This is a genomic window from Streptomyces sp. NPDC057694, assembly GCF_042799415.1.
Taxonomy (GTDB): Bacteria; Actinomycetota; Actinomycetes; order Streptomycetales; family Streptomycetaceae; genus Streptomyces.
The window spans coordinates 658,846-664,923 of the sequence record NZ_JBHVIX010000001.1; the positions used below are offsets into that span (position 1 = coordinate 658,846).

At 71.7% G+C, this 6,078-nt stretch carries 3 protein-coding genes; 1 reads left to right on the forward strand and 2 read right to left on the reverse strand.

All coding sequences use genetic code 11. From position 1 onward, the window contains the following. Positions 1-106: 106 nt before the first annotated feature. Together ACFVDP_RS03160 and ACFVDP_RS03165 are read right to left on the reverse strand one after the other, a co-directional pair. Complete coding sequence (locus ACFVDP_RS03160) at positions 107-1,459, reverse strand: alpha/beta fold hydrolase (RefSeq protein WP_383482349.1); 1,353 nt, start codon at positions 1,457-1,459, stop codon at positions 107-109. Positions 1,460-1,502: 43 nt separating this feature from the next. Beyond that, a complete protein-coding gene (locus ACFVDP_RS03165) occupies positions 1,503-2,531 on the reverse strand; it encodes a LacI family DNA-binding transcriptional regulator (protein ID WP_383482352.1) in 1,029 nt (342 codons plus the stop codon). A gap of 344 nt (positions 2,532-2,875) precedes the next feature. On the opposite strand from ACFVDP_RS03165, the gene ACFVDP_RS03170 reads away from it, so the two are divergent. Continuing rightward, on the forward strand, positions 2,876-5,977 hold the full coding sequence (locus ACFVDP_RS03170; protein ID WP_383482355.1) for a family 78 glycoside hydrolase catalytic domain: 3,102 nt from the start codon (positions 2,876-2,878) through the stop codon (positions 5,975-5,977). Positions 5,978-6,078 lie beyond the last annotated feature (101 nt).

Sequence of the window (6,078 nt, forward strand, 5' to 3'; positions counted from 1 at the left end):
CGGGGGGGGGGGGGAGGGGGGGGGGGGGGGGAGGGGGGGAGGAGGGGAGGGGGGGGGGGGGGGGGACCCCCCGCGACCAGCCACGACGAGAGCCGCGCCCGAAGGATCAGACGTCGCCGCGGAGCATCCCGAGCAACCTGTCCAGGACGCGCGGAGCGCCCGCGCGCAGGCCGTCGTGCTCGAACTCGTTCGTGACCCAGGGCCGCAACCCCCGCACGGCGCGAGCCGTCCGCAGCGCATGTTCCGTGTCGACGTACATGTCGTCGTGGTAGACGGCGGCGACCACCGGCACCTCATTGGCGGCGAGCCGCGCCGGGTCGTACAGCGGCGCCCATTCGGTCCGGGCGGCCAGCGTCTCGGCGACCTCGCGGAGCGGCCGCAGCGCCGGGTCGCTGTCGAACTGCCAGGGATGGATGGACTCGCCGGTGAAGTACAGCGGCCCGCCCGCGGCGAGCGCCTTCTCCCCGTCGAACTGGGGGAACTCGGCGCGCACCCGCTCAGCGGCCCAGTCGGTGGCCCGGCCGTCCTGCGCGTAGATGACCTCGTGGAGCAAGGCGTACAGCGGATGGGCGGCGTAGGAGAGGGCTCCGGCCACCTGCTCCTGGAAGGAGTCCGACAGTTCACGGCCCGCCGGAGTGCGTACGAACGCGTCCTCCAGCAGGTAGTGCAGGCGGTCGCTGCCGTCGCCGGCGCCGAGCCAGATGCCGAGGGACTGGAAGGCTTCGAGGGTGAGCCGGTAGCCGCCGGGCAGCACCGGCTCCCGCTCGGCGATGTGCGCGCCGATCTCGCGGGCCCGCTCCACGTCCATCGGGTAACGGGCGTAGTGCGCGCGGACCTTGCGTTCGATGCGCGGGTACGCGGCGCGGTAGACGTCGTCGGCGTGGCCGTCCAGCGTGGGCAGACCGCCGGTGATGACCGCGGCGTCCAGGCCCTCGGGCGCGGCGGACAGGTAGTGCGTGGCGCAGAAACCGCCGAAGCTCTGGCCGAGGACGGTCCAGGGAGCGCCGCCGGTGACGTCGGCGCGGATGAACTCGCAGTCGCGGACGATCGAGTCGGCGCGGAACCGGGTCAGGTACGCGGCCTGCTGCCCGGCATCGCCGCGCAGCGGGAGCGTCTGGCGGTTCGCGGGCGTGGAGGCGCCGGTGCCGCGCTGGTCGAGGAGCAGCACCCGGTAGTCCTGGAGGGCACGGCCGAGCCAGGCCTGCTGCCCGGAGAAGCGGTTGGCGCCGAAGCCGGGGCCGCCCTGGAGGTAGACAAGCCAGGGCAGCGGGTCGTTCTCGCGCCCGGCGGCGACGGCCTCGCGCGCGTACAGCTCGATGCGCTCGCCGTCGGGGGTGTCATGGTCCAGCGGGACGGTGAAGCGGCGGTCGGTGAGGACGACTCCGGGCTGGCGATAGCGGGCGGCGCTCAATTCGGCTCCTGTGCGCAGGGCGGTACGGGGTGTCCGGAGTACGGACATGTGAGGATCTGCGGACCAGTTCAGCACACAGGGTCGGACCTGGTCAGCGCGGGCCCAGGCTGGAGCCGCGGACGACGAGTTCCGGCTGGAGCACGACGCGGCGGTGCTCGTGGCCGCCGCCGGGCCGGTCGGCGGCTTCGATCTCCTCCAGCAGCAGCTCGGCGGCGAGTGCGCCCATGGTGACGGCGGGCTGCCGCACCGAGGTGAGCGGGACCGCGGCGGCGGCCGCGAACTCGATGTCGTCGTAGCCGACGAGGGCGATGTCCTCGGGGACCCGCACCCCGGCGGCGTAAAGAGATTGCAGGACGCCGAGGGCGAGGAGGTCGTTGGCGCAGAACACGGCGGTGGGGCGGTCGGCGAGGCCGAGCAGCCGGGCACCCGCGTCGCGTCCGGCGGCGACGTCGAGACGCTCGGTGGGCAGTTCGTGGAGGGCGCCGGCGGGCAGTCCCGCCTCGTCGAGGGCCCGCAGCGCGCCCTGGCGCCGGTCCTTGACCTGGTTGAGGGCGGGCGGGCCGCTCACGTAGGCGATCCGCCGGTGGCCGGCGTCGACGAGGTGGCGGACGGCGAGCGCGCCGCCGTTGACGTCGTCGACGGAGACGGAGCACTCGGTGGCGCCCTCGGCGACCCGGTCGACGAGCACGAAGGGGATGTCGTGGCGCCGGAACTGCTCGACGGTGCGGCCGGTCGCCTCGGCCGGGGTGAGCAGCACGCCGCGCACCCGCTGCTCGGCGAAGAGGGAGAGGTACTCGGCCTCCTCGGTGGGGCTCTGCGCGCTGTTGCACACCATGACGCCGAGCCCCGCCTCGCGCGCGGCCCGCTCGGCGCCGCGCGCGACGTCGACGAAGAACGGGTTGCCCATGTCGAGGACGAGCAGCCCCATGATGCGGCTGCGTCCGGCGCGCAGCTGGCGGGCCGACTCGCTGCGGACGTAGCCGAGCCGGTCGATGGCCGACAGGACGCGGGCCCGGGTCTCCTCGGCGACGGTCTCCGGGCGGTTGATCACATTCGAGACGGTGCCCACGGACACCCCGGCGACGCGGGCGACGTCCTTGATCCCCACGGACTGTCCCATCGGATGTGATCCTCCAGCTGAATGGGTGCGGCAGGGGGAGTCTACGTGGCACGCACCCGCCCGCGTTCGGCCCGCCGCACAGAAGTCGGCGCCACACCTCTGCCGACTTGAATCGTTTCGCCCCGCGTCGCTGACAACTCTGCGGGAGAACGCCTCACCGATCAATCCGCTGGCACATTTCTTCCCACAGGTCTTCCTGCTGCACACCTCTTGCCAGTGGCCACAGAGGCCCGTAGGTTCCTGCACCCCGCATTGAATCGTTTGAAATCGTTCAACTGCCGGGCCCCGCAATCAGCTCCCCCCACCATCCCGAGCACCTTCACCGTCGAAGGGAAACCTCACAGATGAGCAGCGACATCCGACGCAGGACCGTCCTGGCCGCGACCGCGGGCGCCGTGCCCGTCGTGGCCGCCGCCGGCACGTTCGCCACCGCCTCCCCCGCACAGGCGGCGCCGGCCGCCCCGGCCGCCGACGACGCGGTGACCGGGCTGACCGTCGAGCACCGGGTCGATCCGCTCGGCACGGACGCCTCCCGGCCACGCTTCGGCTGGCGGCTCGGCTCGCAGCGGCGCGGTCTGGCGCAGGGCGCGTACCGGATCCGGGTGGCGTCCTCCGCGGCGCGGCTGTCCGCCGGGCGCGGCGACGTCTGGGACAGCGGCCGCGTGACGTCGGCCGACTCGGTCGCCGTCACGTACGACGGGCCCCAACTCCAGGCGTCCACACGGTACTTCTGGGCGGTGACCGCCTGGGACGACAAGGGCCGCCCGGTCGGCACCTCGGCCCCCTCATGGTTCGAGACGGGCCTGCTGAGCACCGACGGCGCCACCCGCTGGGACGGCGCGCAGTGGATCGGCATGAAGGGCAAGGCCCCGAACTCGGCGGGCGCGCCGCTGCTCCGCGCCGAGACGCCGCTCACCGCCCGTAAGAAGGTCCGGGACGCCCGGCTCTACGTGTCGGCGCTGGGCGTCTACGAGGCGTACGTCAACGGCGAGCGCGTCACCGTACCCCAGGACGGCGGCCGGGCCACCGAACTCCTCACGCCCGGCTGGACCAACTACGACATGACCGTGAACTACATGACGTACGACGTCACGGACCTGGTCGCGGGCGGTGGCGGCAGAGTCACGGTGGGCGCGGTGCTCGGCAACGGCTGGTACAACGCCCGGATATCCGAGGGCAGTACGTACTACTCGAAGGACGGCAACCCCCTCGCGCTCAAGGCCAAGCTGCTCGTCCGCTACACCGACGGGTCCACGCAGTCACTGGTCACGAAGGAGGGCGCCGGCTGGAGGGCCACGGACACCGGGCCCTACCGCGCCGACGACATCTACGACGGCCAGACCTACGACGCCCGCAAGGAGCTCGACGGCTGGGCGGCCGGCGGCTTCGACGCCGGGACGTGGTCGGACGTCGAACAGGTCGGCTACGGGGCGAAGTTCCCCGACGCGAAGCTCGTCGCCTACCCCGGAGAGACCGCCCGCCTGATGGACGTGTGGGACCACTCCCCGCGATCGGTCACCGTGTACAACAAGGTCACCGGCGAGTCGTCCAGCGCCAACGGCAAGGGCGAGATCGTCCCCGACCCGGACCGCTCCACGACGAAGGAGCCCGGACCGGTCACCCTGCGCACGGGCGACACGGCCGTGTTCGACCTCGGCCAGAACCTGGTGGGCGTCCCCCGCTACTCGGTGAAGGGCCCGGCAGGGGCTCAACTCGTCGTGAAGACGGGCGAGATGCTCAACGACGACAGCGCGGGAGCGGACGGCCCGGCCGGCTCGCTCTACCGCGCCAACCTGCGCTCCGCGAAGTCCACGAGCACCTACGTCCTCAAGGGCGCCGACGGCGGCGAGACCCACCAGGACTCGCTGTCGTTCTACGGCTTCCGGTACGTGTCCGTGGAGGTGACGACGGCCGACACCGAGGTCACGTTCTCCGGGCTCGTCGGCAAGGTCGGCACGTCGTCGCTGCACGACACCGGCAATCTCAGCACGGACGACGACGACATCAACCAGCTGATCAGCAACGTCCGTTGGGGACAGCGCGGCAACTACCTGTGGGTGCCGACCGACTGCCCGCAGCGCGACGAGCGGCTCGGCTGGACCGGTGACACCCAGGTCTTCTCGCACACCGGCCTGTACAACACCCGCGACGCGGTCCCGTTCCTCAGCCACTTCGAGTCCATCCTCATCGAATCGCAGAAGATCTACGGCGTGGACGGCGCCCAGTTCACGGCGGTGGCCCCCGGCAACCGGTACAACGCGGCGTCCCCGTGCAGCGGTTGGGCGGACTGCGGTGTCATCGTGCCGTGGACGGTGTGGCAGATGAGCGGCGACGCGACGATCATCGACCGCAGCTGGGACGCGATGGCCCACTACCTCGACTGGATCAAGCAGAAGGGCGGCGACACCTACGCCGGGCAGGGCGCGATCTTCGCCGACTGGCTGGCGTTCCAGAACACCGGTACACAGCTGATGAGCGACGTCTACTACGCGTACAGCGTGCGCCTGATGGCGCAGATGGGCCGGGCCACGGGCCGGGACTCCGAGGCCACGGCGTACGACGCGCTCTTCGGCAACATCCGCAAGGCGTTCCTCGCGAAGTACGTCCAGGTCGACGGTGACACGATCACCGTGAAATCGAGCTTGGGCGGCAAGCCGCCCATGGGCGGGGACCCCGAGGACAACAGCCAGTCCGCGCTGCTGTGGGTCCTCAAGCTCGGCTTCTACGACACCGAGGCGCAACGCCGTTCACTGGTGGGCCTGTTGGCGGACAACATCGGCAACGACGCCGCGTACAAGGCGGCCCATCCGGACAGCGCCCGCGTGGAGTACGCGGAGAACACCCTCTCGGTCGGCTTCCTCGGCTCGAACGTCATCGCGCCGGTCCTCACCGACGAGGGCCGCGCCGACCTCGCGTACGAGTTGCTGCACCAGGACGCGATGCCGTCGTGGCTGTACTCGGTCAAGAACGGCGCCACGACGATCTGGGAGCGCTGGAACTCGTACTCGAAGGAGGACGGTTTCGGGCCGGTCGAGATGAACTCGTTCAACCACTACTCGTACGGCGCGATCGCCGAGTGGATGTACGCGTACATGGCCGGCATCGCGGGCGACCCCGACCACCCCGGTTTCCGGCGCTTCACGCTGCGGCCGCACCTGGACCCGACCGGCACGATCACACGCGCCGAAGGCCGGTTCCTGTCCCCGTACGGCGAGATCAGCAGCGCGTGGTCGCTGGCCAAGGACGGGACGCTGACCTACGAGGCGGTCGTCCCCGGCAACACCACGGCGACCCTGAAGCTGCCGGCGGTGTCGGCCGACGCCGTGCGGGAAGGACGCACGCCGCTGGGGAAGGTCGCCGGGGTGCGGGCGGGCGGCTTCGCGGACGGCGTCGCGACGTTCACGGTGCCCGCCGGGCGGTACCGGCTGACGAGCACGGTGCGCTGACCAGGGAGGGGGTGGGGGGGGGGGGGCCCCCCCCCCCCCCCCCCCCCAACGTCGGACCCCAACCCGTAAAACCCTCCACCCCCCCCCTTCCCCCCACTTTG